Origin of the sequence: Kitasatospora sp. NPDC048239 (assembly GCF_043202015.1) — a bacterium.
Lineage (GTDB): Bacteria > Actinomycetota > Actinomycetes > Streptomycetales > Streptomycetaceae > Kitasatospora.
Genome location: NZ_JBICZP010000008.1, coordinates 135,143 through 160,821, shown reverse-complemented (window position 1 = coordinate 160,821; position 25,679 = coordinate 135,143). Strand labels below are relative to the sequence as shown.

Sequence of the window (25,679 nt, the reverse complement as noted above, 5' to 3'; positions counted from 1 at the left end):
CCGTGGGCGCCTACTTCTTCGCGGCGGCGGCCCGCTTGCGCGGTGCCTTCGCCTTCACCGGGGCGACCGGGGCGTCGGCGAACCCACCCGGCAGGATGTCCCGCAGGAACTTGCCGGTGTGGCTCTCCGACACCGCGGCGATCTGCTCCGGGGTGCCCTCGGCGACCACCGAACCGCCGCCGGAGCCGCCTTCGGGGCCCATGTCGACGATCCAGTCGGCGGTCTTGATCACATCGAGGTTGTGCTCGATGACGATGACCGTGTTGCCCTTCTCCACCAGCCCGGAGAGCACCTTGATCAGCTTGCTGATGTCCTCGAAGTGCAGACCGGTGGTGGGCTCGTCGAGCACGTAGACCGTCCGCCCGGTGGAGCGCTTCTGCAGCTCCGAGGCGAGCTTGACGCGCTGCGCCTCGCCGCCGGAGAGCGTCGGAGCGGACTGGCCGAGCCGGACGTAGCCGAGGCCGACGTCGTTGAGCGTCCTGAGGTGCCGGGCGATCGCCGGGACGGCCTCGAAGAAGTCCAGCGCCTCCTCGATCGGCATGTTGAGCACCTCGGCGATGGACTTGCCCTTGTAGTGCACCTCCAGCGTCTCCCGGTTGTACCGGTCGCCGTGGCAGACCTCGCACGGCACGTAGACGTCGGGCAGGAAGTTCATCTCGATCTTGATGGTGCCGTCGCCGGAGCAGTTCTCGCAGCGGCCGCCCTTCACGTTGAAGGAGAACCGGCCGGGCAGGTAGCCGCGGACCTTGGCCTCCTGCGTCTCCGCGAAGAGCCGGCGGACGTGGTCGAACACCCCGGTGTACGTCGCCGGGTTGGAGCGCGGGGTGCGGCCGATCGGCGACTGGTCGACGTGCACCACCTTGTCCACCAGGTCGGTGCCGGTGATCCGGGTGTGCCGGCCGGGCACGCTGCGGGCGCCGTTCAGCTCCCGGGCGAGGTGGGTGTAGAGGATGTCGTTGACCAGCGTCGACTTGCCCGAGCCGGAGACCCCGGTGATCGCGGTGAAGGTGCCGAGCGGGAAGCCGACCGTGACGTCCTTGAGGTTGTGCTCGCGGGCGCCGTGCACCGTCAGCTGGCGCTTCCTGTCCCGCTCGCGGCGGGTCGCCGGGATCGGGATGGAGCGCTTGCCGGAGAGGTACTGGCCGGTCAGCGACTCCTTGTTGGCGAGCAGCTGCTTCATCGAGCCGGAGTGCACCACCCTGCCGCCGTGCTCACCCGCGCCCGGGCCGATGTCGACCACCCAGTCGGCCATCTTGATGGTGTCCTCGTCGTGCTCGACGACGATCAGGGTGTTGCCGATGTCCCGGAGGCGGACCAGGGTCTCGATCAGCCGGTGGTTGTCGCGCTGGTGCAGGCCGATGGACGGCTCGTCCAGCACGTAGAGCACGCCGACCAGGCCGGAGCCGATCTGGGTGGCCAGCCGGATGCGCTGGGCCTCGCCGCCGGACAGGGTGCCCGCCGCGCGGTTCAGCGACAGGTAGTCCAGGCCGACGTCGACCAGGAAGCGCAGCCGCTCGTTGACCTCCTTGAGGACCCGCTCGGCGATCTGCTTGTCCCGGGCGTTGAGCTTCATCGCGCCGAGGAAGTCCGAGCAGTCGCTGATCGACATCGCCGAGACGTCCGCGATGGACCGGCCCTCGACGGTGACCGCGAGCACCACCGGCTTGAGCCTGGTGCCCTGGCAGGTGGGGCAGGGCACCTCGCGCATGTAGCCCTCGAAGCGCTCGCGGCTGCTGTCGCTCTCCGCCTCCTGGTGCCGGCGCTGGATGAACGGGACGGCGCCCTCGAAGCCCGTGGTGTAGGACCGGTCCCGCCCGTAGCGGTTGCGGTAGCGCACCTCGACCTGGTGCTTGTGCCCGTACAGCAGCGCCTTCTTGGCGCGGGCCGGCAGCCCGGCCCAGGGGATGTCGGTACGGAAGCCCAGCTCGCCCGCGAGCGCGTCGATCAGGCGCTGGAAGTACTCCTTGGTGTGGCCGCCGGACCACGGGTGGATGGCCCCCTCGTCGAGCGAGCGCTCCTCGTCGGGGATGACCAGCTCCGGGTCCACCTCCATCCGGTTGCCCAGGCCCGAGCAGTCCGGGCAGGCGCCGAACGGCGAGTTGAAGGAGAACGAGCGCGGCTCCAGCTCCTCGAACGACACGTCGTCGTAGGGGCAGTAGAGGTGCTCGGAGTACATCCGCTCGCGCTCCGGGTCGTCCTCCGGGAGGTCGACGAAGTCGAGCACCACCATGCCGCCGCCGAGCCGCAGGGCCGTCTCCACCGAGTCCGTCAGGCGGCGCTTGGCGCCCTCCTTGACGGTGAGGCGGTCGATGACCACCTCGACGGTGTGCTTCTCCTGCTTCTTGAGCTTGGGCGGCTCGGCCAGCTGGATCGTCTCGCCGTCCACCCGGGCGCGGGCGTAGCCCTTGGACTGGAGGTCGGCGAAGAGGTCGACGAACTCGCCCTTGCGCTCGCGCACCACCGGGCTGAGCACCTGGAACCGGGTGCCCTCGGCGAGCTCCAGCACCTTGTCGACAATGGCCTGCGGGGACTGCTTGGCGATCGGGCGGCTGCAGTGCGGGCAGTGCGGCTTGCCGATCCGCGCGAACAGCAGGCGCAGGTAGTCGTACACCTCGGTGATGGTGCCGACGGTGGAGCGCGGGTTGCGGTTGGTGGACTTCTGGTCGATCGAGACGGCCGGGGAGAGGCCCTCGATGAAGTCGACGTCGGGCTTGTCCATCTGCCCGAGGAACTGCCGGGCGTAGGAGGACAGCGACTCGACGTAGCGGCGCTGCCCCTCGGCGAAGATCGTGTCGAAGGCCAGCGAGGACTTGCCGGACCCGGAGAGGCCCGTGAAGACGATGAGGGAGTCGCGGGGCAGGTCGAGCGAGACGTTCTTGAGATTGTGCTCGCGAGCACCGCGGACGATGAGGCGGTCGGCCACTGCTTCTGGCGCCTTTCTCCGGGGCGAGGAGGACGTGCGTGAGAGGTGTACTTCTTCCAGGATGCGGCAGCCAGCCTATAGCTCACGCGTTCGATTATCGAGCTTGTCCAGTGGAGTCCACCCGAACGAGTGAGTCGCCCGACCGGCATTGACCGGGGCTGTTCGAGAAAAGCCCTGCTCAGCCGTGACATCGGAGATAGCGTCACCCTCGTCAACGAGCGAACGCCCTCCTGGGCAACGCTGCCAACCAGTCCGACGGAGGCCGCATCCGATGACCGACCCGCAGAACGCCGTGACCACCCCTTCCGCCGCCGCCGCGCTCGCCGGGGACCGGCTGCGCCTGGTCGCCGTCTCCACCGGGCACCTGCTGGACTCCGCCGCCGGGCTCAAGTCCGAGGCCCTCGCCGAGCCCTCCGCCCTGCCCGGCTGGACCAGGGGCCACGTCCTGGCCCACCTCGCCCGCAACGCGGACTCGCTGGTCAACCTGCTCGACGGGGCCCGGACGGGCACCGACATCCCGCAGTACGCCGACGGCGGGGCCCGCGACCGGGACATCGAGGCCGGCGCCGGGCGCCCGCTGGACGTCCACCTCGACGACCTGCGGGAGTCGGACCGCAACTTCACCTCGGCGGCCGCGCTGCTGCCCGATCAGGCCTGGACGGCCGAGATGCGCCACCGCACCGGCTACCTCTTCCCCGCCTACGACCTCCCCTGGAAGCGACTGATGGAGGTCGAGTACCACCACGTCGACCTGGACGCCGGCTACACCCCCGCGCACTGGCCCGAGGTCTTCGCGGTGGCCGAGTTCCGCCGCCTGTCCGCCGGGCTGGCCGGCGCCGAGGGCCTGCCCGCGGTCGAGCTGGTCTCCGACGACACCGCGGACCGGGCCCGGATCGGCGCCGACCAGGGCCCCGCCGGGGCCGCGGCCCTGACCGTCGAGGGTCCCGTCCGGGCGCTGACCGCCTGGCTCTCCGGCCGCTCCGACGGGGACGGCCTCCAGGTCCACCGGGGTGGCGAGCAGCTCCCCGACGGCCGCGCCGCGCTGCCCGTGCTTCCCCCGCTGGGCTGACCGCGCGACGATGCTCCAGGGCCCGCCGACGGCGGCCCGACAGCGGTAGTCACGACAGCAGCAGCACTCCCGACAGCAGCAGTCCCGACACGACGAGGAGCGGACGGATGACGTACCACGGAGCGGTGAAGGTCGGCGGACCACCGGACGTGCGCGAGCTGGCCCACCTGATCATCACCAAGGTGGCCGTCGGCCCGTACGACAACAACGTCTACCTGCTGCGCTGCCGGGCCACCGACGAGCAGCTGCTGATCGACGCCGCGGCGGACGCCCCGGTGCTGCTGGAGACGGTCGGCGAGAGCCTGGCCACCGTGGTCACCACGCACCGCCACCACGACCACTGGGGCGCGCTCGCCGAGGTGGTCGCGGCCACCGGCGCCCGCACCGCGGCCGGCCTGGTCGACGCCGAGGCCATCGACGTCCCCACCGGGCTGCTGCTGGCGGACGGCGACACCCTGCGGGTGGGCCGGGTCGAGCTGACCGTCCGGCACCTGGTCGGCCACACCCCCGGCGCGATCGTGCTGGTCTACGACGACCCGCAGGGCCACCCCCACGTCTTCACCGGGGACTGCCTCTTCCCCGGCGGCGTCGGCAACACCTGGGGCGACCCGGCGGCCTTCGAGAGCCTGTTCCGGGACGTCAACGAGAAGATCTTCGACGTCCTGCCCGACGAGGCCTGGGTCTACCCCGGCCACGGCAACGACACCACCCTCGGCGCCGAGCGCCCCCACCTCCAGGAGTGGCGCGAGCGCGGCTGGTAGGTGCCGGAGCGCCCGAAGGCCCGGCCACGGACCTTGCTCAGGTCCAGTGGCCGGGCCTTCGGGCGTCATACGGCGCCAGGCGTCAGGCGCCGGGGATCAGGCGTCAGGCGTCGATCTTCTCCGGCTCCTCGGCCGCCTGCCGCTTCGAGGCGACCAGGCTGGTCACCGTGGTGATGGCGAGCACCACCACGATGAAGCCGAGCGAGAACGGGATGCCGATCTCGGGCACGTGCACACCCTGCTCGTGCAGCGCGTGCAGCACCAGCTTCACGCCGATGAAGCCGAGGATCACCGACAGGCCGTACGAGAGGTGGACCAGCTTCTTCAGCAGTCCGCCGATCAGGAAGTACAGCTGGCGCAGGCCCATCAGGGCGAAGGCGTTGGCGGTGAAGACGATGTACGGGTCCTGGGTGAGGCCGAAGATCGCCGGGATCGAGTCCAGTGCGAACAGCACGTCGGTGGTGCCGATCGCCAGCATGACGATCAGCATCGGCGTCATCAGGCGCCGGCCGTTCTCCCGGATGAAGAGCTTGGTGCCGTGGTACTTGTCGGTCGACGGGAAGCGCTGCTCGATCGACTTGAGCAGGCGGTTCTCCTCGAACTCCTCGTCCTCCTCGTCGGCCCGCGCCTCCTTGATCAGCTTCCACGCCGTCCAGACCAGGAAGGCACCGAAGATGAAGAACACCCAGGAGAACTGGGCGACCAGGGCGGCGCCACCGGCGATGAAGACCGCCCGCAGCACCAGGGCGATGATCACGCCGAACATCAGCACGCGCTGCTGGTAGATCCTGGGCACCGCGAACTTGCCCATGATCAGGATGAACACGAAGAGGTTGTCGACACTGAGCGACTTCTCGGTGATGTACCCGGCGAAGAACTCACCGGCCGGCTTCGAACCGGAGTGCCACCAGAGGAAGCCGCCGAAGAGCAGCGCCAGCACGATCCAGACCGTGGTCCAGATCCCGGCCTCCTTGACCGAGACCTCGTGCGGCTTGCGCCCTCCGATGAAGAAGTCGGCCACGATCAGTGCGATCAACACACCGATCGTCGAAACCCACATGGTTACGGAAACGTCCACTACTGCTCCTCCGGCAGGTAGGCGAGACAGTCATCGTCACTGCCGGAGGTCTCTTCCGCCCGTCGGCCCGCCACTGCGAGCCCGCCCGGACCAATGGCCCCGGGACGCCGCTCGGGACGCCCGTGATGACGGGACCACTGCGGGGGAATACTCCCCTCCGCTGCCACCGAGGATAACAGGTATCCCAAGAAAGGGTAAAGAAGGTAAAGAACCACCTCGCACGGACCCTGACAGCCCCGGACGAACGGTGCGAAACCGCCCCTGCCGAGTCGCTGCCGAGTCCGGCCGCCCCCGTTACAGGTAGGGCTCGATCGCCGGGAGGAGGTCCTGGAAGGTCCGCGCCCGGGCCGGGGCGCCGATCGCCTGCATCCCCCAGCCGCCGTCCGGCTCCCGGAACACCTTGGCCATGATCTGGCCGGTGTGCGGGCCGCCGCCGGCCAGCTCGTAGCGGGCCAGCTCCAGGCCCGTCCCCTCGTCCACCAGCCGGCAGTGCGCGTTCTGCACCTCGGCGAAGCTCTGCCCGGTGTACGAGCTGACCGTGAACACCACCTGGGTGATGTTCACCGGCACGTGCACCAGGTCGACCAGGATCGCCTCGTCGTCGTCGCCCGAGCCGGCCCCGCCGACCAGGTTGTCGCCGGTGTGCCGCACCGAGCCGTCGTTGCTCTCCAGGTGCTGGAAGAACACCACGTCCGACGGGGTCCGCTCGGCGTACAGCAGGGCCGAGGCGTCCAGGTCGATCTGCCGGGTGCGGCTGCCGAAGAGGCCGCGCTTGGGCGCGGCCTTCCAGCCCAGCCCCATCCGGACGACCGTCAGCGACTCACCCGACCCCTTCTGCAGGCTGACCCGCTGCCCTTTGGCAAGGTTCACCGACACGGCGTTGTCCTCTCTGCCGGCCGGGCGGTCTGTCACCGCGCCGGCTCCACGGTGGAACACCCCGTTGCCGTCCCCCGGCTGAGGCCCCCTGGTACGAACTCTGCGCACCGCCCGCCCCGGGCGGCACCGCAGGCCAGCCTAGGCCCTGCGGTGGACCGCATCGATCGCCGTCTACCCGTTTGTGGCAAGGCTGAGACACCCCCGGACTTGACCGGTGTCGAAACCGGCCAAGCCCGGGGGGTCGGACCCGACGCGCGGCACCGACCGGCCGCCCCTACGCGATCCCCGCCTCGCGCATCTGCCGCAGCTCGCGCTTCAGCTCCTTGACCTCGTCGCGCAGCCGGGCCGCGACCTCGAACTGGAGGTCCGTCGCGGCCGCGTGCATCCGGTCGGTCATCGACTGGATCAGCTCGGCCAGCTCGGCGGCGGGCAGGCTCTTGGCGGAGCCGCGCTCCGCGCCCAGCGCCGGGACGGGCGCCTTGCCCCGGCCCTTCTCCTTGCCGCCCGCACCCCGGTACCCGGAGGAGAGCAGCTCGTCGGTGTCCACGTCCTCGCGGGCGAGGGTGTCCAGGATGTCGCCGATCTTCTTGCGCAGCGGCTGCGGGTCGATCCCGTGCTTGGTGTTGTACGCCTGCTGGACCTCCCGGCGGCGGTTGGTCTCGTCGATGGCCTTCTCCATCGCCGGCGTGATCCGGTCCGCGTACATGTGGACCTGGCCGGAGACGTTACGGGCGGCGCGGCCGATGGTCTGGATCAGCGAGGTGCCCGAGCGCAGGAACCCCTCCTTGTCCGCGTCCAGGATCGCCACCAGCGAGACCTCGGGGAGGTCCAGGCCCTCCCGGAGCAGGTTGATGCCGACCAGCACGTCGTACCGGCCGGCCCGCAGCTCGCGCAGCAGCTCGACCCGGCGCAGCGTGTCGACGTCGCTGTGCAGGTACCGGACCCGGATGTCCAGGCCGAGCATGTAGTCGGTGAGGTCCTCGGCCATCTTCTTGGTGAGGGTGGTGACCAGGACGCGCTCGTCCCGCTCGACCCGCTTGCGGACCTCGTGCACCAGGTCGTCGATCTGGCCCTCGGTCGGCTTGACGATCACCTCGGGGTCGATCAGGCCGGTCGGGCGGATGATCTGCTCGACCTGGCCGTCGCCGCGGGAGAGCTCGTACGCGCCCGGGGTGGCCGAGAGGTAGACCGTCTGGTCGATCCGCTCCAGGAACTCCTCCCACTTCAGCGGGCGGTTGTCCATCGCCGAGGGGAGCCGGAACCCGTGCTCCACCAGGGTGCGCTTGCGGGAGGCGTCGCCCTCGTACATCGCACCGATCTGCGGGACGGTGACGTGCGACTCGTCGATGACCAGGAGGAAGTCCTCCGGGAAGTAGTCGAGCAGGGTGTTCGGCGGGGAGCCGGGCTCACGGCCGTCGAAGTGCATGGAGTAGTTCTCCACGCCGGAGCAGGTGCCGATCTGGCGCAGCATCTCCAGGTCGTAGGTGGTGCGCATGCGCAGCCGCTGGGCCTCCAGCAGCTTGCCCTGCTTCTCCATCCGGGCGAGCGTCTGCTCCAGCTCCAGCTCGATGTCGTTGACCGCCCGGGCCATCCGCTCGGGGCCGGCCACGTAGTGCGAGGCGGGGAAGACGTGGACGGAGTCGTCCTGGCTGATGATCTCGCCGGTGAGCGGGTGCAGGGTGTAGAGCGCCTCGATCTCGTCGCCGAACATCTCGATCCGGACGGCCAGCTCCTCGTAGACCGGGAAGATCTCGATGGTGTCGCCGCGGACCCGGAAGGTGCCGCGGGTGAAGGCGACGTCGTTGCGGGTGTACTGGATGTCGACGAAGCGGCGCAGCAGGACGTCGCGGTCGATCTCCTCGCCGACCTTGAGCCGGACCATCCGGTCGACGTACTCCTGCGGGGTGCCGAGGCCGTAGATGCAGGAGACCGAGGCGACCACGATCACGTCGCGGCGGGTGAGCAGCGAGTTGGTCGCGGAGTGGCGCAGCCGCTCGACCTCCTCGTTGATCGAGGAGTCCTTCTCGATGTAGGTGTCCGTCTGCGGGACGTACGCCTCGGGCTGGTAGTAGTCGTAGTACGAGACGAAGTACTCGACCGCGTTGTTCGGCAGCAGCTCGCGGAACTCGTTGGCCAGCTGGGCGGCCAGGGTCTTGTTCGGCGCCATCACCAGGGTGGGGCGCTGCAGCTTCTCGATCATCCAGGCCGTGGTGGCCGACTTGCCGGTGCCGGTGGCGCCGAGCAGGACGACGTCCTTCTCGCCCGCACGGATGCGGCGCTCCAGCTCGGCGATGGCCGCGGGCTGGTCGCCGTTGGGCTGGAAGGGGCTGACGACCTCGAAGGGCGCCACTGACCGCTCAATGCTCGTGATGGGTCGCACGTGTCCAACCGTACGACCCACCACTGACAACCGGTGCCTACTTCGCGCTGTCCCGGGCGAGGGCGACCAGGCGGGAGACGGCCCGCAGGTACTTCTTGCGGTAGCCGCCACGCAGCATCTCCTCCGGGAACACCTGGTCGAAGGCGATGCCGGAAGCGGTGATCGGCAGCTCGCGGTCGTACATCCGGTCGGCCAGCACGACCAGGCGCAGCGCGGTGGACTGGTCGTCGACCTGCCGCACGCCGCGCAGGCAGACCGCGGTCACGTCGTCCAGCAGCGCGCCGTAGCGGCTGGGGTGGACGGCGGAGAGGTGGTCGAGCAGCGCGCCGAAGTCGTCCAGCGAGGCCCCCGGGGTGCGGGCGGCGACGGCGCCCACCTGCTCGTCGGAGTAGGGCGGCGGGGCGTCCGGCAGCCCGCGGTGGCGGTAGTCCTGGCCGTCGATCCGCAGCGGGCGGAAGTGCGCGGACAGGCCCTGGATCTCGCGCAGGAAGTCCGCGGCGGCGAAGCGGCCCTCGCCGAGCTTCTCGGGCAGCGTGTTGGAGGTGGCGCAGAGCTTGACGCCGTTGTCGACCAGGCGGCCGAGCAGGGTGGAGACCAGGACGGTGTCGCCCGGGTCGTCGAGCTCGAACTCGTCGATGCAGAGCAGCCGGTGCCCGGAGAGGGTGGTCACGGCCTGTTGGAAGCCGAGCGCGCCGACCAGGTTGGTCAGCTCGACGAAGGTGCCGAAGGCCTTCGGGCCGGGGGTGGCGTGCCACAGCGAGGCGAGCAGGTGGGTCTTGCCGACGCCGTAGCCGCCGTCCAGGTAGACGCCGGCCGGGCCGGTGGGCACGGGCGCGGTGCGGCGGAACCAGCTGCGCTTGGGCGCGGAACCGTTTCCGCTGTTGAGCGCGCCCGCGAACTCCTCCAGGACCTGCACGGCCTCGTACTGGCTCGGCTGGCCTGGGTCCGGGAGGTACGTCCCGAAGCTGACATCGGAGAAGCGCGGCGGCGGGACCATCTCGGCGACCAGGCGCTCGGCGGGGACGACGGGGCGCCGGTCGGTGAGCGCGACGGGGGTCGCGGTCGCTATCGGCTCGGCGGCGGGGTGTGGGGCTGCGGGCACATCAGTAGAGGGTACGCCTCGTCGTGGACCGGTCAGGTCGGGGCCGGTCGGCGGCGTGGCCGGGCCGGTCGACGGCGGGGCGGGGCCGGCGGCGCGGCCGGGGCCGGGCCGGCCGCGGGGCGCCGGTGGAAGACTGGGGGCATGCAGCAGTTGATCAGCCCTCTGACCGCGCCGTTCGCCGATCCGGCCTCGCTGGAGTCGCTCGCCGCGGTGTACGCGTACCCCGACCAGGTGAATCACGGGCAGCCGTGGCTGCGGGCCAACATGGTGTCCGGCCTGGACGGCGGGGCCAAGCTGGACGGGCTCTCCGAGGGGCTCTCCGGGGACGCCGACAAGCGGATCTTCGGGGTGCTGCGGGCACTGGCGGACGTGGTCCTGGTGGGCGCCGAGACGGTCCGCGCCGAGGGCTACCGCCCCGGGCGGGCCCGGGCCGACTTCGCCGCGGCGCGCCGGGCGGCCGGACAGCAACCGGCGCCGGCGATCGCGGTCGTCACCCGCTCCCTGGAGCTGGACCTGACCGCGCCGCTGTTCACCGAACCGCTGGTGCGCACGGTGGTGGTCACCACCGCGGACGCCCCGCCGGAGCGGCTGCGGGCCGCCGCCGAGGTGGCCGACGTGGTGCTGGCCGGCCGGGGCTCGGTGGACCTGCGTTCGGCCGTCGCATCCCTGGCCGAGCGCGGCTGGACCAGGCTGCTCAGCGAGGGCGGGCCGCGACTGCTGGGACAGCTGGCGGCCGAGGGCCTGCTGGACGAGCTGTGCCTGTCGCTGGCCCCCCTGATCACGGCCGGCGACGCGCCGCGCATCATCCACGATGCGGAAATGCCTGACGTGCAGCAGATGCGGCTGGTCTCATTGATCGAGCAGAAAGGATTCCTCTTCACCCGTTACCTGCGTCCGCCGACTCCGTGACCCCCGGATCGTGATCCCGCTCCCACCTGGGGGCTTTCGTCCGCGTGGCCCGTGTGCCGGGTGTGCAGCGTGCGGAAAGCTTCCTCCGGGCAGTATGGGATCCGACGCCGGGGCCCGGGGGCCGGCCACTGGAAGGGACTCACGTGTTCAAGACGGTACTGATGATCGAAAAGGCGCTCTCCGACGCCGACGTGGAGCTGGTCACCACGCTCCACAGCGAGGAGAAGGTCTCCTTCGTCGTCCTGATGCAGCCGCGCGGCAAGCAGGACGAGCTGCTGCGGGCGCTGGACGACGTCGCCCTCGGCCACCTCGACAAGGTGGTGCACGAGCACGACGAGTCCGAGAGCGGCCCGACGGTGGCCAGCGAGTCGCTGGAGCACAGCCTGCGCCACCTGCGCGAGGCCGGTGCCGAGGCGGTCGGCGAACTGGTCGAGGACGCCCCGCTGGACCGGCTGCGCTCGGTGGTCGAGGAGCACCGCGCGGACGAGGTCGTCGTGCTCACCTCGCCGCACTTCGTGGAGGAGTTCTTCCACCGCGACTGGGCCTCCCAGGCCCGGCACAAGGTGGGCGTCCCGGTACTGCGGCTCTTCGCCAGCGACTCCTGACCCCCTTGCCCGCCCCCGAGCCGGGGGTGCCTCCCGGCCGAAGGCCGGGAATCGAGGAGCCCGACGCCGGTGGTGCAGAATCGTCCTTGCGGTCCGTCCGCGAGGACGGTTCGCACCCCGCACGCCCCGCTCGCCCACTGCCCCGCCCGCAGTCCCCTTGTCTGCCCCCGCCCGTACGGAGCCCCGCCTTGAACGACGCCGCGCACGACCTGCACGCCCCGCACTTCATCGGTATCGGCGGCGCCGGGATGTCCGGCCTGGCGAAGATCCTCGCGGTCCGCGGCGCCAGCGTCTCCGGCAGCGACTCCAAGGAGTCCGAGACCGTCCTCGCGCTGCGCGCCCTCGGCGCCACCGTGCACATCGGCCACGCCGCCGAGCACGTGCCGGACGGCACCAGCAGCGTGGTCGTCTCCAGCGCCATCCGCGCCGACAACCCGGAGCTCGCCGCCGCCCGCGAGCGCGGCATCCCGGTCGTCCACCGCTCCGACGCGCTCGCCGCGCTGATGGGCGGCCGCCGGGCGCTGGCCGTGGCCGGCACCCACGGCAAGACCACCACCACCAGCATGCTCGCCGTCGCCCTCGGCGAGCTGGGCCTCGAACCGTCCTACGCGATCGGCGGCGACCTCGACGCGCCCGGCTCCAACGCCCACCACGGCACCGGCGAGATCTTCGTCGCCGAGGCCGACGAGAGCGACCGCAGCTTCCACAAGTACGCGCCCGAGGTGGCGATCGTGCTCAACGTGGAGCTGGACCACCACGCCAACTACGCCTCGATCGAAGAGATCTACGAGTCCTTCGAGACCTTCGTCGGCCGGATCACCTCCGGCGGCACCCTGGTGGTCTCCGCCGACCACGACGGCGCACGCGAGCTGACCGCCCGGGTGGCGGGCCGCGACGGCCTGAACATCGTCACCGTCGGCGCCGCCGAGGACGCCGACCTGCGCGTGCTGTCGGTGACCGCCCGGGGCATGACCAGCGAGGTCGTCGTGCTGCTGGACGGCGCCGAGCTGGCCTTCACCGTCTCGGTGCCCGGCCGGCACTACGCCCACAACGCCGTCGCCGCGCTCGCCGCCGGCGTCGCGCTCGGCGTCCCGGCCGCCGACCTCGCCAAGGCGCTCGGCGCCTACACCGGCGTGCGGCGCCGGCTCCAGCTCAAGGGCGAGGCGGGCGGCGTCCAGGTGATCGACTCCTACGCCCACCACCCGACCGAGATGACCGCCGACCTGGAGGCCATCCGCGAGGCGACCGAGGGCCGGGTCCTGGTCGTCTTCCAGCCGCACCTGTTCAGCCGCACCCAGCAGCTCGCCGAGGAGATGGGCCAGGCCCTCGCCCTCGCCGACGCCTCCGTCGTGCTCGACATCTACCCGGCCCGGGAGGACCCGATCCCGGGCGTCACCAGCGAGCTGATCATCGACGCGGCCCGGCAGGCCGGCGCCGAGGTCGCCGCCGAGCACGCCTTCGACGCGGCCCCCGCGCTGCTGGCCGGCCTGGCCCGCCCGGGCGACCTGCTGCTCACCATGGGCGCCGGCGACGTCACCAACCTCGGGCCGGAAATCCTCAAGCACCTCGCGAACGTTGCCACCAACGTCTGAGTCCACCGCGTCCGGGAGTCCGCTGTCATGAGCTACGAGATCGAGAAGACCGACGCCGAATGGCGTGCCGAGCTCAGCCCCGAGGAGTACCGCGTCCTGCGCGAGGCGGGCACCGAGCGCCCGTTCACGGGCGAGTACACCGACACCAGGACGATCGGCGTCTACGGCTGCCGGGCGTGCGGTGCGGAGCTCTTCAGCTCGGAGACCAAGTTCGACAGCCACTGCGGCTGGCCGTCGTACTACGCGCCGCTCGCCGAGGACCGGGTGCAGTACATCGAGGACAGCTCGATGGGGATGCGCCGGGTCGAGGTCCGCTGCGCGCGGTGCGGCGGGCACCTGGGCCACGTCTTCGAGGGTGAGGGCTACGGCACGCCGACCGACCAGCGGTACTGCATCAACAGCATCTCGCTGACGCTGCGGCCGGCCGAGTAGCCGCCGGCCGAGACGGCGCAGGGCCCGGAGGTCGTCGCGACCTCCGGGCCCTGCGCCGTCCGGTGCCGTGCCAACCGGCTACCCGGCGACCGGGGCGAAGCTGACCGGGAGGCTGACCAGGGCGCGGAAGAACGGGCCCGGGCGCCAGGGCAGGTCCTCGATCGGGGTGCTGAGCTCCAGGTCGCTCAGACGGCTGGTCAGCTGCTCGATCGCGGTGATGGCGATCAGCAGCGCCGGGTCCCGGGCCGGGCAGGCGTGCGGGCCGGCCGCCCAGGCCAGGTGGGCGCTCTCGCCGCTGCGCAGCTCGTTGCCGTCGGTGGGCGGCGCGGCCTGCGAGTTGGCGGCCGCGTAGGAGACCAGCACCAGCGACCCGGCGGGGATCTCCCGGCCGTGGAAGGTGATGTCGTAGCGCGGGTAGTGCGCCGAGAGGTTCGCCATCGGCGGCTCGTGCCAGAGCACCTCGTCGATCGCCTGGTAGGCCGTCATCGCCCCGCCGAACAGCGAGCCGGCGTACCGGGCGTCGGTGAGCACCCGCAGCAGCGCGTTGGCGATCAGGTTGGTGGTCGGCTGGTGCCCGGCGATCATGGTGAGGGTGATCTGCCGGACCACCTCGTCGTTGTCCAGCCCGGCGGGGTGGTTGAGGAACCACGAGGTCAGGTCGTGCCGGGGCTTCTCGCGCCGCTCGGCGACCATCCCGGTGACCACCGCCACCAGGTCCCCGTACGCCGCGACCGCCTTCTCGGTGGACTCGATCATCCCGGAGATGCCCGCGACCAGCCGGGCGCTGTGCTCCTCGGGCACGCCGAACCAGGTGTTGAAGACGAACACCGGCAGCTGCCGCGCGTACTCGGCGATCAGGTCGGCGCTGCCGGCCGCCTCGAAGCGGTCGATCAGCTGGTGCGCGACCTCGGTGACCCGGCGCTGGAGCAGGTGCGGCTCCAGCAGCGCCAGCCCGTCGGTGATCACCGAGCGGTAGCGGGCGTGCACCTCGCCGTCGCTGAACAGCGCGGTGGGGCGGTAGCCGAGCATCGGCAGCAGCGGGGAGGTCGGCGGGATGGTCTGCTGCCAGGCCCGGGAGTCCTTGGAGAAGGTGTCGGTGTCCCGCAGGAGGTCCAGCGCGGCCTGGTAGTCGGTGACCAGCAGGGCCTCCACGCCGGGCGCGATCTCCACCGGGGCGACGGCGCCGTACCGGCGCAGCTGGTCGTAGACGAGCTGCGGATCGGCGGCGAAGACCGGGCCGTGGATCGGGATCGGGCGGGTGTCGGCGGTCACGGCTGCTCCAGGGCGGCGGTGGGCGCTGCGGGCAGGCCGTCCAGGACGTGTTCGGCCAGCGCGATCAGCGCGTCCAGGCTGGCGCGGCGCTCGCGGGCGTCGCAGAGCACCAGCGGGGTGTCGGGGTGCAGGTCGAGGTGGGCGCGGAGCACCTCGACCGAGTGCGCGGGCGCGTCGGGGAAGCAGTTGACGGCCACCGCGTAGGGCAGGCCCTGCTCCTCCACCATGTCCATGATCTCGAAGGAGTCGGACAGCCGCCGGGTGTCGGCCAGCACCAGGGCCCCGAGGGCGCCGCGCGCGATGTCCTGCCAGAGCGGGAAGAAGCGGCGCTGTCCGGGCGTGCCGAACATGTAGAGCACCACCTGGCCGGGCAGGGTGAGGCGGCCGAAGTCGACCGCCACGGTGGTGGTGGTCTTCTCGGGCAGGCCCGCCGTGTCGTCGACGGGGGCACCGGTCTCGGTCATCGCCTCCTCGGTGTGGAGGGTCTGGATCTCCGAGAGGGTGCGGATGAGCGTGGTCTTGCCGACCCCGAAGGGGCCGGCGATCAGCAGCTTCATCAGGGTCTGGTCCCGGTCGGGCAGGTAGCCCACGCGGCCCGTCCGGCCGGCGGGGTCCCCGGCGCCGGCGGCGCTACCGGAGAGTGCGGAGTCCAACGAGGAGCCTCTCGACGATCGTGCGGTCGGTCTGCTGGGCGCGGGGGATCGGACTGCGGGCGCGTAAGCAGCCCGCCTCGACCAGGTCCGCGGCCAGGAAGACGGTGGCGCTGACCGGCAGCCGCAGGTGCGCGGCGGCCTCCACCACGGTCAGCGCGCCCGGGCGCAGCAGCTCCCAGAGCCGGCGGTGCTCGTGCTCCAGCTCGTGGGGCGGCTCGGTGTCGGCTGCGTGCAGGACGGTGAGCCGTTCGAAGCCGGGTGCGCCGGACCGGACCCGGCCGCCGGTGGCGAGGTAGGCCGGCACCATCCGCCTGCGGGGTACGGCGGTCATGACCGGAGGGTGGTGTCCTGCTGCCTGGCCGGGCTCGCCATGGCGCGTCCCAGGGCGGCGACCTGGACCTGCATCTGGTAGGCCACGTTGCCGAGCTGGGCGTCGGGGGTGGTGAACACCGCGAGCGAGGTGTTCTCCCCCGCCGGGACGACGATGGCGAAGCCCAGCTCGGACTCCACCACGGTCTGCACCGGCTTCGGCTGCTCGGTGTCGGTGAAGGCGCTGGTGAACGCGCGGGCGGCGGCGTGCACGGTGGCCGTCATGGCGGCGACCCGCTCGGCGGAGGCCCTGCTGAGGCCGTCCGAGGCGCCCTCGACGAGGCCGTCGCCGGTCGCGATGACCGCATGCAGGACGCCGGGAAGCTCCAGCAGCGGGGTCAGCACCCACGAGATCTCATCGGTGGCGGTAGGGCTGGGCGTGCTCACTGCTCGGCTCCTTCGGAGGTCTGGGCCCGGCGGTGACCGGTGTGGTCGGTCCCGTCCGTCTGGTCGGTCTCGCCCGTGTGGTCGGCGCGGTCCGTCTGGTCGGCTGTGCGGTCCGTCGGGGCCGGGTGCTCCGCAGCACGCTCCCCCGGGTGCTCCCCCGGCTGGTCGGCCGAGGCGGCGCCGGACCGGGCGGACCGGTCCGCGGCCTGCGCGACGGCGGCCCGGCCGGAGCCGGTGCCCTGCTGCAGGGCGCCCCAGCGCTCGGCGGCCTGCTCGGGCGTCCGGGCGGACGGGGCTTCCGCGGTGCGCACGGTGCCGCCCGTGCTGCCGCCCGCGCTCTGCGGCGGCTGGGCCTGGTCCGGGAGCGGCTGGCGCCGGCGGCGGCTGGGCAGTCCGCTGTCGTCGGACGGCACGGCCTGCACGGGTGGCACGACGTGCATGGTCGGCGCGGACTGCCGGAGTGGCAGTTCGTGCCCTGCCGGCACGCCGTGCCCGGCGGGCTCGGCCGCCCCGCCCCGGCCCTCCTCCGCGTCGCCGCCGCGCACGGCCGGTACGGACGGCAGCGCCGCCATGGTGGGCGCCGGCGCCGGGCCGGAGCCGGCCCGCAGGGGCAGCGGGGTGAGCACCGAGAGCGGCTGCTCGTCGTCCACCACCGTGAGCAGCGCGGCCGGGATCCGGACGATGGTCCGCATGCCACCGTACGGCGAGGGCTCGATGTGGCAGGCGAAGCCGTACTGCCGGGCCAGCTTGCCGACCACCGCGAAGCCGGTCTTCGGCGGGTTGCCCAGCTCGGTGAGCAGCACCTCGGGCGGACCGGCCAGCAGTCGGCGCGCCCGCCGCAGCTGGTCCTCCTCCATCCCGATCCCGCTGTCGTCGATGATCACCAGCGCGCCGCGGCCGCCCTGCTGGACGGTGACCGGGACGTCGGTCTCCGGGTGCGAGTACCCGGTGGCGTTGGCGAGCAGTTCGGCCACCGTGATGGCGAGCGGTTCGGCCGCCCGGGCGACGACGGCCAGCCGGTTCTCGCGCAGGTGGTTGGCGACCTTGATGCGGGCGTAGCCGGGTACCCGGGAGAGCGCGCCGACCACCACCTCGGCGAGCGGGGAGTCGGTGCGGGCCAGACCGGGCCAGGCCTCGCAGAGCACGGCGATGGTCTGGATCCGGCGCAGCGCGACCTCGTTGCGGAAGTCGACCTCCAGCAGCCGGGGGTCGTCGTTCTCGTGCTGGAGCTGCTGGACGAGGCTCTGGATCTGGTAGAGCAGCGTCTGGATCTTGGAGGTGGCACCGCGCATGGCGGCCCGGGCGGCCGCGTCGACGCGCTCGCGCTCGTCGGTGACGGCGGCGGCGGCCGCGTCCAGCACGGCCTGCAGCGCCTGGACGGCCTCGGGGCCGACGCCCTGCGCGTCGAGCGGACCGGCGACCGGGGCGTTGGGGTGGCTGAGCCGCAGCGCGGTGGCGGCCACCCGCTCCTTGGCCAGGTGGCCGATCTCGGCGAGCAGCACCCGGGCCCGCTCCTCGGCGCCGTCCGCCTGCCGGCCGGCCTCGGCGGTCCGGTCCTCGGCCTCGGCGGCCAGCCGCTCGGCCGCCCGGATCCGCTCCTCCGCGGCGCGGGTGTGCAGTTCGGCCTCGGCCGTGCGGTGGTCGGCCTCCGCGGTGCGGAGCTCCGCCTCCCGCGTGCGGCCCTCGGCGACCAGCGCGCGGCTCTCGGCCCGCTGGGTCTCCTCGGCCGCCTGCCGGGCGGCCGTCTGCGCCTCGCCCAGGTGCTGGTCGCGGCGGGTCACCCGGGCCTCGGCGGCGCGGGCCCGCTCCTCGCTGTGGGCCGTGGCCGCCTCGGCCGCCGTGGCCCGGGCGACGGCCCGGGACCGGCTGCGGGCCAGGACGGCGGCCGCCGCGAGGGCGGCCACCGTGATCGCCACCAGGGCGACCAACGCGATCTGCGTCATCGAAGTCCTCGAAGTCCTCGAACGTCATCGATCGAAGGGAACTGGAAGGGGGCGGGCGGAGCCGGTCGGGAAACCGGTCCGACCCGGTCAGGCCGACGCGGGGGCGCCCTCCCCGCTCCGGGGCCGCAGCACGGTGCGGGCCGCGTCCTCGTCCAGCTCCCGGGCCACCAGGGCGACCTGGCCCATGGCCTCCAGGACGTTCGGCACCGCGGAGCCGTCCAGGTGCCGGTACTCGGCGGCGACGGTGAGCACCAGGCGCTCGGGCAGGCCCAGTTCGGGGTGGCGCTGCTCGGCGATCACCCGGCGGGCGGCGTCCAGCGCGGGGATCCCGGCGGCGTGCAGCGCGTGCGCGCGCTCCCGGACGTACGCCAGGTAGGCGATGTGCTCGCGGACGCCCGCGCGGTCGAGCACCGGGCCGTGGCCGGGGACGAAGATCTCGGCGCCGGTCGCCAGCACCTGCTCGCAGGCGGCGATCACGTTCTCCAGGGGCCCGGCCCAGTGCACGGGGTGGTCGCCGGGGTGCTCCGGCGTCGAGCCGAAGATCACGTCGCCGGTGAACACCGCGCGCTGGTGGGGCAGATGGACGATCAGGTCGCCACCGGTGTGCGCCGCCGCGAGGCCGGTCACCTGCACCGGGTACTCCCCCACGCGCAGTTCCAGCTCGCCGCGGAAGACGGTGTGCGGCTGGACCGGCTCGGTGTCCGACCAGTCGAACTGCCCGAAGTGGCGCCGGAGGTAGCCGCCGAGCGGGGAGGCCGGGTCGCTGCCGGTGACCAGCGCGTGCTGCTGCTTCGGGGTGGGCTCGTAGTGGATGTGCTCCAGCGCCTCCCGGGTGGAGATCACCTCGGCGTCCGGCAGCACCCCGGCGCCCCAGAGGTGGTCGCCGTTGGCATGCGTGACAATCACCCGGTCGACGTCCACCCCGTCGGCCAGCCGCTGACGGCTCTCGGCCAGGAACTCCGCCGCGAGGGACGGGTCGTAGGGGGTGTCGATCCACACCGCGGTCCTCGGCGAGGCCAGCAGCCCGCAGTTGGCCAGACCCCAGCCCCGCTTCGGGGGGAGCCACACGTACAGGTCCTTGGCAATCGCGCTTACGTTCGCGCGGCTGATCGTCATGGGCGCGATTATGCCGATGATGTGACAGGGGTGGAGCAAAACCCCTGCGATTCAGGCCACTTCCTGCCCCAGAGGCTCCCGGCCTGTCCCGTTTCGTACCGGTGAGGTCTGGACCACTTCGTCTCAAGGGTCAGGATGACGCGCTCCGGGGGCGCACACCCGGCGACCCCGACACGACCCGGACCGCGTCCGTCACACCGCCGGCAGCACCCGGCAGACCTCGACCGTGACGTCCACCGTGTCGAGGCCGATCACCCGGCCCTCCACCGCGACGAATCCTTTCTCCCCGGACCGGAACAGCGCCGCCAGCGGCGACTTCCGCCCCGCCGCGGCCAGGGTCTCCACCGCCATCGCCGACCCGAAGGCGAAGACGCCGCAGAGCACGATGCAGGGCGCGTGCCGCGAGGTGCGCGTCACGAAGATGAAGCCGTGGTCGCGGATCAGCTCGTCCGCGGCGTTGTACTGCGCCTCGAAGGTCATGCCGCCCCAGCGGGCCCGGGCCGCCTCCGGGTACTCGATGCGGAAGTCCGGGAACCCGGCCCCGAGGATGCCGCCCGAGTACGAGTTGACGCTCGGTCCGCCGATCGAGAAGGTCGGCATCCGGGGGTCCTGCGAGCCCGCCGCGACCAGCTCGATCGTCGCCTTGCGGTTGACCTTCCGCAGCAGGTCTATGAGCTGGGCTATCGCCCGCGCCTCGGCCATCGGCATGAACAGCACGTTCTTCGGGCCCCTGCTGGTCAGCCGGCGGCCGTCCTTGGCGAAGGCGAACTCCGCCACCTCGATGCTGGGGCTGATGATCTGGACCCGGCTGTACGGCGCGAGCAGGGCCCGGAGGAATCCGTAGCGCAGGAACAGCCGGGTGCGGGCGAGGAACCGGGCCGCGAGAAAGCCGATGACGGCCGGAAAGAATCCGATCAGCACCTGAAGCAGGATCTCCATACCATCCCCCGCACGGAAGACTCGGATACGAACTGTCTGCCGTGAGGTGATGCCCCGTAGAACACCCGGAACTCCCGCCACAGCAGCCCACCCGGCGCGGAAGGCGGAAAGTGCGCCCGCCTCACTCGTTCGAGTGACCCCCCGTCACATCCGCCTCCAGGGTCACCTCAGCCGTTGACAGTGTACCGACAATAGAGCCCAGGTGAACCCGCGGGGGCCGTGGTCGGCATCCGGGGCGGGGGGGGGGGCCCCCCCCCCCCCCCCCCCCCCCCCCCCCCCCCCCCCCCCCCCCCCCCCCCCGGGCGCCCCCCCCCCCCCCCCCGGGGGCCCCCCCCCGGGCCCCCCGGGCCCCCCCCCGGTTGACCGGGGACCGCCAAAACGCCCCCGGGCCACCCGGGGGGGGGGGGGGGCGCCCCCGGGGGGGGGGGGGCCCCCCCCCCCCCCCCGCCCCGACGCAGACCCCGACACCCGAGCCGACGCCCGCGGTGTCGCCCGCGGTGTCGCCCGCGGTGTCGCTCAGCCGTCGAGCCGCTTGACGAACTTCCGCTCGCTCGCGCAGCGCTCGTACCCGAGCCAGGAGTTGATCGCCAGCATCGGCGCATTGGTCGCGTCGTTGCTGGTGTACGCCCACCGGTAGCCCGCCGACTGCGCCCGGCGCAGCGAGTGCGCCTTGGCGAGCTTGGTCAGGCCCCGCCCCCGGAAGTCCCGCCGGCAGGCCGTGAACGCCGACCAGTAGCGGTCCACCCCGTCCGTCTGCACCGCGCTGAACGCGACCGGCTCGCCGTCGAGGACAGCGACCGTGGTCAGCTCGCGGTCCAGGTCCGGCCGGGCCCAGGCGCCGTTCACGAACTCCTCGTAGTCGGCGGCGTCCATCTCCACCTCGCCCGGCTCGTCACGCAGCGCGTCCGCCTCGACGACGAAGATCGGGTACGGGTCGTCCTCCCACTCGCTCGCCGGGCGCAGCTCGACACCCGGCGGCAGGTCGGCGGCGTCCGGCAGCGGGAGCGACAGGTCGCGGCGGGCGAAGTGGGCGATCCGCCCCTCGGTGTAGCCCCGGTTGGCCGCGAACGCCAGCGCCCCGGGCTCGTCGTCCACCCAGCTGTGCACCTCCACCACGCCGTGCTCGGCGAGGTGCGCCTCGGCCGCGGCGAGCAGCGCGGTGAAGGCCCCGCGCCCGCGGTAGCCGGGCAGCACGCTGCCGTTGGCGTAGCCGACGCCCTTCGTGGAGGTACCGGTGACCAGGCCGCAGCGCACGGAGCCGACCACGGTGGCGTCGATCTCGGCGACCAGGGTGCGGTAGTGCTCCCCCTCGGCCTGGCGGCCGTCCAGCCAGCCGAACACCTCGGGCGTGAGCACCAGGTGCTCGCGCCCGGCCCGGTGGGCGGCCGCGGCGGCCACCGCGTCGCCGGGGCGGAAGTCACGAATCGTCAGTGTCGTCATAGGTGCGTTACGGTAACCGCCGGGTGGTCGGCACGCCTCCGGTTTTTCCGCCCGGACCGGCCCCCACCTGCGGTTCCGTGCACCGGACAGGACCAAAGTCCCTCACGGCCGGGCCGCCAAGCTCAAATAATGCTCTGAGAAGACCGGGTGGGGCTTGGCAGCCGCCCCGACCGGGGACATCCTCAGCAACACGGCCCGGCGGCCCTGGCGACGACGCCCGCACCGTCCGACGGCCTCCCCACCCAGCCCTCCGAAGGGGGCGCACCGATGACCTCCCCTGCCACGAAGCCCCGTGTGCCCGCCCAGGGCGGCACACTCGGCGTCGGCCTAGGCTGGCGCAGCGAGATCGACGTCGTGGTCGAACGCCAGCCGGGTCTGGACTGGGTCGAGGTGGTCGCGGAGAACGTCTGCGCCGGCCACCTCCCCGAGTCGCTGGCGGTCCTGCGGGCCCGCGGCGTCACCGTCGTCCCGCACGGCGTCTCGCTCGGCCTCGGCGGGGCCGAGCGGCCCGACCCGGCCAGGCTCGCCCGGCTCGCCGGGACCGCCGCCGCACTCGACTCCCCGCTGGTCACCGAGCACCTGGCGTTCGTCCGGGCCGGCGGCCTGGAGGCCGGTCACCTGCTGCCCGTACCGCGCTCGTGGGACGCGCTGCGGGTGATCGCCGAGAACGTCCGGATCGCCCAGGACCAGCTGCCGGTACCACTGGCGCTGGAGAACATAGCCGCCCAGCTGGCCTGGCCGGACGACGAGCTGACCGAGGGGCAGTTCCTCGCCGAGCTGGTCGAGCGCACCGGAGTGCGGCTCCTGATCGACGTCGCCAACCTGCACACCAACCGGGTCAACCTCGGCCTGGACCCGGCCGCCGAGCTGGACCGCCTGCCGCTGGAGGCGCTCGCGTACGTGCACGTGGCGGGCGGCACGATGGTCGACGGCGTCTGGCACGACACCCACGCGCACCCCGTCACCGAGCCGGTGCTGGAGGTGCTGGCCGAGCTGTGCGCGCGGGTGGCACCGCCCGGGGTGCTGCTGGAGCGGGACGCGGCCTTCCCGCCGCCGGCCGAGCTCTCCGCCGAACTCGACGCCATCCGGCGGGTGCTGGACGGGGCCCGGCGCGATGGTTGACGACCCCGGAGGCCTCGACGCCGCCCGCGCCGCGCTCGCCCGGCGCCAGGAGGCCCTGCTGACGGCCCTGGTGGCCGGCGGTCCGGTGCCGCCCGGTTTCGATCCGGCCCAGGTCCGGGCCCAGTCGCTCGGGCTGGCCGCCAAGCGCCGCGACACCACCGCCAAGGTGGCACCGGAGCTGCCGCGCCTGCTCGGCCGGCAGTACGGTCCGCTGTTCCTCGCCTACGCCCGCACGCATCCGCAGACCGGGGGCTACCGCGCCGACGCCCGGGCCTTCGCCGCCTGGGCGCTGACCCGGGGCACCCCGGCCAACGGCACACCCGCGGACGGCACCCCGGCCCTCGGCGCCGACCAGCGCCGGGCCGTACAGCAGTGGCTCGACCCGGCGGCGCAGCAGCCGCCCGGCCCGCTCGCCCGTCTGCGCCGGGCCCTGCGGCCCGGCCGCACCTCCTAGGACCTGTCCGACAGGCCCTGGGGCCTGTCCAGCCGACAGGTCCCGGGCCTCACTCACCACCCGGGGGAACCGCCCATGTGGCACAACACGTACTTCCTCATCCCGACCCTCCTGTTGGTCGCGGCCTCGTTCCACGCCTCACGCACCAAGCAGCTGGTCCGGCGGGTGACGCAGGCCAAGGGCCTGCCCGGCCGCGGGCTGCCGCTGCTGGACACCGCCTTCCTCTCCGGCGGGCCCGGCCGGGTCTTCGACACCGCCCTCGTCCGGATGCACCAGGCCGGCCAGGTCGTCGTCAACCGCTCCGGCCTGGTCACCATCACCGCCGAACGGCCCTACGACTCCGTCGACCAGGCGATCATCGAGGCCGCCGGCCCGGACCGGCAGCGGCCGCTCGCCGCACTGCGGCACGAGGTGATGCGCTCGCCCGCCGTCCAGAAGATCGGCGACGGGCTCGCCGAGCGCGGTCTGCTGCGCAACCCCGCCCGGATGCGCCGGGCGAAGACGGCGCGGCGGCTGCTCTGGCTGGCCGTCCTCGCCGCGGCGGTGACCACCGGACTCGCCTTCCTGCTCGACGACGGCAGCGCCGGCTCCGAGCGCCCGGCCCCGTGGATCCCGCCGATCCTGCTGGCCGTCGGCCTGGTCTCGCTGATCGCGAGCTGGCCGCTGAAGGGCCGGATCACCCCGGCCGGGCGCCGCCAGCTCGGCCTGATGGCGATCGGCAAGCCGTGGAAGCCCAACTCGGGCCTGATCCCCGGGACGGCCGGCTCCGCCGTCCTGCTCGGCGCGGTCGCGCTCAGCGGGGTGTCCTCCTCCGGGCTGGACGACGCGGAGCTCCAGCAGGCGATGCTCGCCGCGGCCTCGGCCGAGCTGCTGACCGCCAAGTACGGGTCCTCGGCGGCCACCTCCGGCTCGGGCACCTCCTGCTCCTCCGCCGTCTACACCTCCTCCTGCGGCGGGGGCACCTGGTGCGGCTCCTCCGGCTCCGGCTCCTCGGGTTCGAGCTGCGGCTCCAGCTCCAGCAGCTGCGGGTCCTCCTCGTCCAGCTGCGGCTCCTCCTCCAGCAGCTGCGGGTCCTCCTCGTCCAGTTGCGGCTCCTCGTCCAGCTGCGGCGGCGGCAGCAGCTGCGGATCCTGACGGCCGACCGGCCCCTGCGAGTCACAGTTCGGTATCGCGGTCCGGAAATTCGTACCGCTCACAGCGGAAGCGGGTCTACAACAAGGCCATGTGGTTGCTCTTCCTGATCCCGGCCTGCATCGCCGCGGTGCTCTCCTGCATCCGGCTGGTCCGGATGACCGCCACCGCCGACGCGCTCGCCGGGCAGGAGGGGCCAAGGCCGCCCGAGGCCGTCGGAATCGGGCTGTACGAGACGGCGTACCTGGCCGGCGGGCCCGGCCGCGTGGTCGAACTGGCCCTGGTCCTGATGGCCTCCCGGGGCCGGCTGCACCTCGCCCACACCGGCTGGACCACCGTGGTCGACCCGAAGGGCCGCAGCCGCCTGGAGCGCGCGGTGGTCGCCACCGTCGGACCGGAGGGCCAGTGCCGCACGGCCGACCTGCGCCGGGTGATGGCCTGCCACCCCACCGTGCTGGAGATCGGCAGCCGGCTCGCGCTGGCCGGCCTGGCCACCCCGGCACTGGTGCAGCAGAGCACCGTCCTGGTGGTCCGGCAGGTCCGGCACGCCCTGCTGCTGACGCTGGTGCTGCTGGCCGCAGCGCTGGCCGTCGGCGGGTTCTCGAACGGTGACGCGCTGGCGCCGCTGGCCTGGTTCTCGCTGCCGCTGGTGCTCACCTCGGGCACCCTGCTGATGGCCCGGGTCGACGTCTACCCCTACACCCACTGGGCCTCCCCGGTCGGCCAGGAGGTGCTGCGCGAGGTCCGCCCGCCGCGCCAGCACGGCCTCACCGACGACGACGAGCGCGAACTGCTCACCGCCGTCGCGATGATCGGCCCGGCCGCCCTCCCCGACGCCCGGCTGCGCGCCGCCCTGCGCCCGCACCGGAGCTGACCGGCACCGGCAGCGGAGGCGGCACCGGCCCCGGCCCCGGTCCCGGGCCCGGGCCGGAACGACGACGAGGGCCTGTCTTTCGGGTCACGTCGGATCAGTGGGCGGCGTTGGAGTGCGTGCATCGGCGGTGCGGAGGAGGGAGTCCATGCGGTGGGGGCACCTCCCGGCCGAAGGCCGGGGGCGTGGGGGCCCCCCCCCCCCCCCCCGCGCCGGGGGGGCGCCCCCCCCCGCGCCCCCCCCCCCCCCCCCCCA

General features: G+C 72.9%; 21 protein-coding genes and 1 pseudogene. 9 read left to right on the top strand and 13 right to left on the bottom strand.

The features are described 5' to 3' along the window. Window positions 1-10: 10 nt before the first annotated feature. The gene (gene uvrA, locus ACGFZP_RS22740) at window positions 11-2,923 is read right to left on the bottom strand and encodes an excinuclease ABC subunit UvrA (protein WP_392935855.1); all 2,913 of its coding nucleotides are present in this window, start codon (window positions 2,921-2,923) and stop codon (window positions 11-13) included. 271 nt (window positions 2,924-3,194) lie between these two features. Between uvrA and ACGFZP_RS22735 the strand changes: the two genes are divergently transcribed. Together ACGFZP_RS22735 and ACGFZP_RS22730 are read left to right on the top strand one after the other, a co-directional pair. Then, window positions 3,195-3,992, top strand: coding sequence for a maleylpyruvate isomerase family mycothiol-dependent enzyme (locus ACGFZP_RS22735; RefSeq protein WP_392935853.1), 798 nt, complete (start codon window positions 3,195-3,197; stop codon window positions 3,990-3,992). A gap of 107 nt (window positions 3,993-4,099) precedes the next feature. Next, window positions 4,100-4,753 (top strand): MBL fold metallo-hydrolase, encoded by a 654-nt coding sequence (locus ACGFZP_RS22730; RefSeq protein ID WP_392935850.1) that lies wholly within the window; start codon window positions 4,100-4,102, stop codon window positions 4,751-4,753. Window positions 4,754-4,856: 103 nt separating this feature from the next. Here ACGFZP_RS22730 and ACGFZP_RS22725 read toward each other — a convergent pair whose 3' ends face one another. From ACGFZP_RS22725 to zapE, 4 genes are all read right to left on the bottom strand, one after another. Then, window positions 4,857-5,831, bottom strand: a complete 975-nt coding sequence (locus ACGFZP_RS22725; protein WP_392935847.1) for a TerC family protein — start codon at window positions 5,829-5,831, stop codon at window positions 4,857-4,859. Between the two features lie 294 nt (window positions 5,832-6,125). After that, the gene (locus ACGFZP_RS22720) at window positions 6,126-6,707 is read right to left on the bottom strand and encodes a TerD family protein (RefSeq protein ID WP_392935845.1); all 582 of its coding nucleotides are present in this window, start codon (window positions 6,705-6,707) and stop codon (window positions 6,126-6,128) included. A gap of 274 nt (window positions 6,708-6,981) precedes the next feature. After that, window positions 6,982-9,087: an excinuclease ABC subunit UvrB gene (gene uvrB, locus ACGFZP_RS22715; RefSeq protein ID WP_392935842.1), complete on the bottom strand. Its 2,106-nt coding sequence runs from the start codon at window positions 9,085-9,087 to the stop codon at window positions 6,982-6,984. A gap of 37 nt (window positions 9,088-9,124) precedes the next feature. After that, window positions 9,125-10,189: a cell division protein ZapE gene (zapE, locus tag ACGFZP_RS22710; RefSeq protein ID WP_392935839.1), complete on the bottom strand. Its 1,065-nt coding sequence runs from the start codon at window positions 10,187-10,189 to the stop codon at window positions 9,125-9,127. 141 nt (window positions 10,190-10,330) lie between these two features. Between zapE and ACGFZP_RS22705 the strand changes: the two genes are divergently transcribed. The 4 genes from ACGFZP_RS22705 (at window position 10,331) to msrB (ending at window position 13,727) form a co-directional block, all read left to right on the top strand. Next, complete coding sequence (locus ACGFZP_RS22705) at window positions 10,331-11,098, top strand: pyrimidine reductase family protein (RefSeq protein WP_392935836.1); 768 nt, start codon at window positions 10,331-10,333, stop codon at window positions 11,096-11,098. 143 nt (window positions 11,099-11,241) lie between these two features. After that, window positions 11,242-11,703: an indole-3-glycerol phosphate synthase gene (locus ACGFZP_RS22700; RefSeq protein WP_392935833.1), complete on the top strand. Its 462-nt coding sequence runs from the start codon at window positions 11,242-11,244 to the stop codon at window positions 11,701-11,703. A 248-nt stretch (window positions 11,704-11,951) separates the two neighbouring features. Then, a complete protein-coding gene (gene murC, locus ACGFZP_RS22695; protein WP_392936331.1) occupies window positions 11,952-13,295 on the top strand; it encodes a UDP-N-acetylmuramate--L-alanine ligase in 1,344 nt (447 codons plus the stop codon). 27 nt (window positions 13,296-13,322) lie between these two features. Beyond that, entirely contained in the window at window positions 13,323-13,727 is a 405-nt protein-coding gene (gene msrB, locus ACGFZP_RS22690) for a peptide-methionine (R)-S-oxide reductase MsrB (protein ID WP_392935830.1), read from the top strand. Between the two features lie 78 nt (window positions 13,728-13,805). Here msrB and ACGFZP_RS22685 read toward each other — a convergent pair whose 3' ends face one another. The 8 genes from ACGFZP_RS22685 to ACGFZP_RS22650 all read right to left on the bottom strand — a co-directional run bounded on the left by ACGFZP_RS22685 (window position 13,806) and on the right by ACGFZP_RS22650 (window position 21,846). Further along, window positions 13,806-14,999 (bottom strand): cytochrome P450, encoded by a 1,194-nt coding sequence (locus ACGFZP_RS22685; protein ID WP_392935827.1) that lies wholly within the window; start codon window positions 14,997-14,999, stop codon window positions 13,806-13,808. Next, window positions 14,996-15,556, bottom strand: a complete 561-nt coding sequence (locus ACGFZP_RS22680; protein WP_392936328.1) for an ATP/GTP-binding protein — start codon at window positions 15,554-15,556, stop codon at window positions 14,996-14,998. Before ACGFZP_RS22680 ends, ACGFZP_RS22685 begins: the two co-directional genes overlap by 4 nt. Before the next feature lie 73 nt (window positions 15,557-15,629). Next, window positions 15,630-15,983, bottom strand: a complete 354-nt coding sequence (locus ACGFZP_RS22675) for a DUF742 domain-containing protein (protein WP_392935824.1) — start codon at window positions 15,981-15,983, stop codon at window positions 15,630-15,632. Further along, window positions 15,980-16,408 carry a roadblock/LC7 domain-containing protein gene (locus ACGFZP_RS22670; RefSeq protein WP_392935821.1) on the bottom strand — a complete coding sequence of 143 codons (429 nt, stop codon included), beginning with the start codon at window positions 16,406-16,408 and terminating at the stop codon, window positions 15,980-15,982. Before ACGFZP_RS22670 ends, ACGFZP_RS22675 begins: the two co-directional genes overlap by 4 nt. Continuing rightward, on the bottom strand, window positions 16,405-18,351 hold the full coding sequence (locus tag ACGFZP_RS22665) for an ATP-binding protein (RefSeq protein WP_392935818.1): 1,947 nt from the start codon (window positions 18,349-18,351) through the stop codon (window positions 16,405-16,407). Before ACGFZP_RS22665 ends, ACGFZP_RS22670 begins: the two co-directional genes overlap by 4 nt. A gap of 87 nt (window positions 18,352-18,438) precedes the next feature. After that, window positions 18,439-19,467: an MBL fold metallo-hydrolase gene (locus ACGFZP_RS22660; protein ID WP_392935815.1), complete on the bottom strand. Its 1,029-nt coding sequence runs from the start codon at window positions 19,465-19,467 to the stop codon at window positions 18,439-18,441. A gap of 192 nt (window positions 19,468-19,659) precedes the next feature. Beyond that, on the bottom strand, window positions 19,660-20,406 hold the full coding sequence (locus tag ACGFZP_RS22655) for a hypothetical protein (RefSeq protein WP_392935813.1): 747 nt from the start codon (window positions 20,404-20,406) through the stop codon (window positions 19,660-19,662). A gap of 516 nt (window positions 20,407-20,922) precedes the next feature. Further along, complete coding sequence (locus tag ACGFZP_RS22650) at window positions 20,923-21,846, bottom strand: GNAT family N-acetyltransferase (protein WP_392935810.1); 924 nt, start codon at window positions 21,844-21,846, stop codon at window positions 20,923-20,925. Between the two features lie 267 nt (window positions 21,847-22,113). Between ACGFZP_RS22650 and ACGFZP_RS22645 the strand changes: the two are divergent. From ACGFZP_RS22645 to ACGFZP_RS22635, 3 genes and pseudogenes are all read left to right on the top strand, one after another. After that, window positions 22,114-23,422 (top strand): annotated as a pseudogene (locus ACGFZP_RS22645) (DUF692 domain-containing protein). Between the two features lie 75 nt (window positions 23,423-23,497). Beyond that, complete coding sequence (locus ACGFZP_RS22640) at window positions 23,498-24,556, top strand: TIGR04222 domain-containing membrane protein (protein ID WP_392935808.1); 1,059 nt, start codon at window positions 23,498-23,500, stop codon at window positions 24,554-24,556. 88 nt (window positions 24,557-24,644) lie between these two features. Then, window positions 24,645-25,427, top strand: coding sequence for a TIGR04222 domain-containing membrane protein (locus ACGFZP_RS22635; protein ID WP_392935805.1), 783 nt, complete (start codon window positions 24,645-24,647; stop codon window positions 25,425-25,427). Window positions 25,428-25,679 lie beyond the last annotated feature (252 nt).

What these genes read in the sequence shown, in the direction of transcription:
- ACGFZP_RS22735 (WP_392935853.1), top strand. Translation starts at nt 3,195, where the DNA reads ATGACCGACCCGCAGAACGCCGTGACCACCCCTTCCGCCGCCGCCGCG.
- ACGFZP_RS22730 (WP_392935850.1), top strand. Translation starts at nt 4,100, where the DNA reads ATGACGTACCACGGAGCGGTGAAGGTCGGCGGACCACCGGACGTGCGC.
- ACGFZP_RS22705 (WP_392935836.1), top strand. Translation starts at nt 10,331, where the DNA reads ATGCAGCAGTTGATCAGCCCTCTGACCGCGCCGTTCGCCGATCCGGCC.
- murC (WP_392936331.1), top strand. Translation starts at nt 11,952, where the DNA reads ATGTCCGGCCTGGCGAAGATCCTCGCGGTCCGCGGCGCCAGCGTCTCC.
- msrB (WP_392935830.1), top strand. Translation starts at nt 13,323, where the DNA reads ATGAGCTACGAGATCGAGAAGACCGACGCCGAATGGCGTGCCGAGCTC.
- ACGFZP_RS22680 (WP_392936328.1), bottom strand. Translation starts at nt 15,556, where the DNA reads ATGAAGCTGCTGATCGCCGGCCCCTTCGGGGTCGGCAAGACCACGCTC.
- ACGFZP_RS22675 (WP_392935824.1), bottom strand. Translation starts at nt 15,983, where the DNA reads ATGACCGCCGTACCCCGCAGGCGGATGGTGCCGGCCTACCTCGCCACC.
- ACGFZP_RS22665 (WP_392935818.1), bottom strand. Translation starts at nt 18,351, where the DNA reads ATGACGCAGATCGCGTTGGTCGCCCTGGTGGCGATCACGGTGGCCGCC.
- ACGFZP_RS22660 (WP_392935815.1), bottom strand. Translation starts at nt 19,467, where the DNA reads ATGACGATCAGCCGCGCGAACGTAAGCGCGATTGCCAAGGACCTGTAC.
- ACGFZP_RS22655 (WP_392935813.1), bottom strand. Translation starts at nt 20,406, where the DNA reads ATGGAGATCCTGCTTCAGGTGCTGATCGGATTCTTTCCGGCCGTCATC.
- ACGFZP_RS22650 (WP_392935810.1), bottom strand. Translation starts at nt 21,846, where the DNA reads ATGACGACACTGACGATTCGTGACTTCCGCCCCGGCGACGCGGTGGCC.
- ACGFZP_RS22640 (WP_392935808.1), top strand. Translation starts at nt 23,498, where the DNA reads ATGTGGCACAACACGTACTTCCTCATCCCGACCCTCCTGTTGGTCGCG.
- ACGFZP_RS22635 (WP_392935805.1), top strand. Translation starts at nt 24,645, where the DNA reads ATGTGGTTGCTCTTCCTGATCCCGGCCTGCATCGCCGCGGTGCTCTCC.